This window comes from Novosphingobium guangzhouense (assembly GCF_002896965.1).
Lineage (GTDB): Bacteria > Pseudomonadota > Alphaproteobacteria > Sphingomonadales > Sphingomonadaceae > Novosphingobium > Novosphingobium guangzhouense.
Window position 1 is genome coordinate 1 of the sequence record NZ_LYMM01000103.1, and the last position, 2,489, is coordinate 2,489.

Below are 2,489 nucleotides of genomic sequence, written 5' to 3' on the forward strand. Positions count from 1 at the left end.
TGTTGATTGCCACTGAGAAGTGACCCGGGGTTTCCATTGAGAAGTGACCCGGGTGGGTGTGGTTTATGTGCTGCCGTTGAACGGCGGGTTCAAGATGCTGGCTTCTCCTTTCTGGCTTTGGGTGCAGCGGTGCTGGCGCGGAAGCGGAAGCTATCGTTCCCGGTTTCCAGAATGTGGCAGTGGTGAGTGAGCCGGTCGAGCAGCGCGGTGGTCATCTTGGTATCGCCGAACACACCGGACCATTCGCTGAAGCTCAGGTTGGTGGTGATGACGACGCTGGTGCGCTCATAGAGCTTGCTGAGCAGATGGAAGAGCATGGCGCCGCCCGATGAACTGAAGGGCAGGTAGCCCAGTTCATCGAGGATGAGCAGGTCGAGGCGTAGCAGGCGCTCTGCCAGCAGGCCGGACCGGTTCGAAGTCTTTTCCTGCTCAAGCGCATTGACCAGATCGACCGTGGAGAAGAAGCGGACCTTTTTACGGTGATGCTCGACAGCCTGGACGCCCAGAGCAGTAGCGATATGGCTTTTGCCGGTTCCGGGTCCGCCAATGAGCACGACGTTGTCGGCGTTTTCCATGAAGTCGCCCTGATGAAGCTGGCGCACGAGAGCTTCGTTGATCTCGCTGGCAGCAAAGTCGAAGCCAGCCAGATCCTTGTACGCCGGGAAGCGGGCCGCCTTGATCTGATAGGCGATGGACCTGACCTCACGTTCGGCCATCTCTGCCTTCAGGAGCCCAGCCAGCATCGGCAAGGCAGCATCGAAGGCGGGCGCACCCTGCTCGATCAGTTCGTCTGCGGCCTGAGCCATGCCGAACATCTTAAGGCTGCGCAGCATGACGATGACCGCAGCGCTGGCGGGATCATGACGCATGGCGGATCTCCCTGAGCGTGTCATAGCGAACGACATTGGCTTCGGGCTCCTGCGTCAGGCGCAGCGCCTGAGGCGCATCGATCGGCGAAGCTGGAGGCGCCTTGCCATCGATAAGGCGATGCAACACGTTAAGAACGTGGGTCTTGGTGGCGACACCGGCTTCCAGAGCCAACTCGACCGCGCTTAACACAGCCTGCTCGTCGTGATGCAGAACAAGAGACAGGATCTCGACCATCTCCCTGTCGCCGCCTGGGCGCTTGAGCAGATGACTTTGCAATTGTCGGAAGGCTTCGGGCATCTCGAGAAAGGGGGCGCCATTGCGCAAGGCACCGGGCTTGCGCTGGATCACCGCCAGATAATGCCGCCAGTCATAGATTGTGCGTCCCGGCTTGTGATGGGAGCGGTCAATGAGCCGGGCATGTTCGCACACGATCTGGCCTTCGGCCACAATGACAAGGCGATCCGGGTAGATCCGCACGCTAACCGGCCGGTTCGCGAACGAAGCAGGCACGGAATAGCGGTTGCGGTCGAAGGCGATGAGGCAGGTTGGCGACACGCGCTTGATCTGCTCGACAAAGCCATCGAAGGGCCGGCCTAACGGCATCAGGCAGGAAACTTCCTCGGCATGCACATCGGCCACGGTGCCGGGCATGACACCATGCTGGATCTCACCCCATTGGGCAGTGCACTGTTCTTCCAGCCAGGCGTTCAACTCAGCCAGATCGCGAAAGCTGGGCATCGGTTGCCACAACCGACGTCGAGCGTCCTGGACGTTCTTCTCGACCTGCCCCTTCTCCCAGCCTGAGGCCGGATTGCAGAAATCGGTCTCGAACAGATAGTGGCTGGCCATGGCGGCAAACCTCGCGTTGACCTGTCGTGCCTTCCCGGTCCCGATCTTGTCGACAGCGGTCCTCATATTGTCGAAGATGCCGCGCTGGGGCACGCCGCCCAGCACCCGGAACGCCTGCGTGAGCGCGTCGAACAGCATCTCATGGGTCTGGAGCAGATAGGCTCGCACAATGAAGGCGCGGCTATGCGCTAGCTTGGTATGGGCAACCTGCAGCTTCGTGGGCTTGCCGCCCAGCACGGCGTAATCCTCGCTCCAGTCGAACTGGAACGCCTCGCCAGGCTGAAAGACCAGAGGTACGAATGTCCCACGCCCACTGGTCTGATGCTCATACTGCAGTTCGGTTCGCCATCGTCGGGCAAAAGCCGCAACCCGGTTGTAAGAACCATCATATCCCAGCTTTACCAGATCGGCGTGCAACTGCTTGGCCGTCCGCTTCTGTTTGCGGGACTTCTTGGACTCCACCCGCAGCCAGGCGGTCAGCTTGTCCGCGAAAGGATCGAGTTTGCTCGGCCGGACCGGAACCTTGAAGCTGGGCTCAACCGCATCGGAACGAAGATACTTACGGATGGTGTTGCGGGACAGGCCGGTCCGGCGCTTGATCTCCCGAATGGGGATCTTCTGCCGGAAATGCCAACGGCGGATCACACTGAGTAAGTCCATGTCGATCACTCCACGACCCTCCGACTGGCAGCCGGAAGGCAGGAAAACATGGGTCAATTCTCAGCGGAAACTTATAGCCTTCCCGGGTCACTTCTCAGTGGCAATCAACA

Annotated in this window: 2 protein-coding genes; both read right to left on the reverse strand. The window is 60.2% G+C overall.

What is annotated here, in order from left to right; translation table 11 throughout:
* Window positions 1–89: 89 nt before the first annotated feature.
* On the reverse strand, window positions 90–869 hold the full coding sequence (gene istB, locus A8V01_RS26935) for an IS21-like element helper ATPase IstB (protein WP_103099315.1): 780 nt from the start codon (window positions 867–869) through the stop codon (window positions 90–92).
* A complete protein-coding gene (gene istA, locus A8V01_RS26940) occupies window positions 859–2,379 on the reverse strand; it encodes an IS21 family transposase (RefSeq protein WP_103099316.1) in 1,521 nt (506 codons plus the stop codon). Before istA ends, istB begins: the two co-directional genes overlap by 11 nt.
* Between the last annotated feature and the right edge of the window lie 110 nt (window positions 2,380–2,489).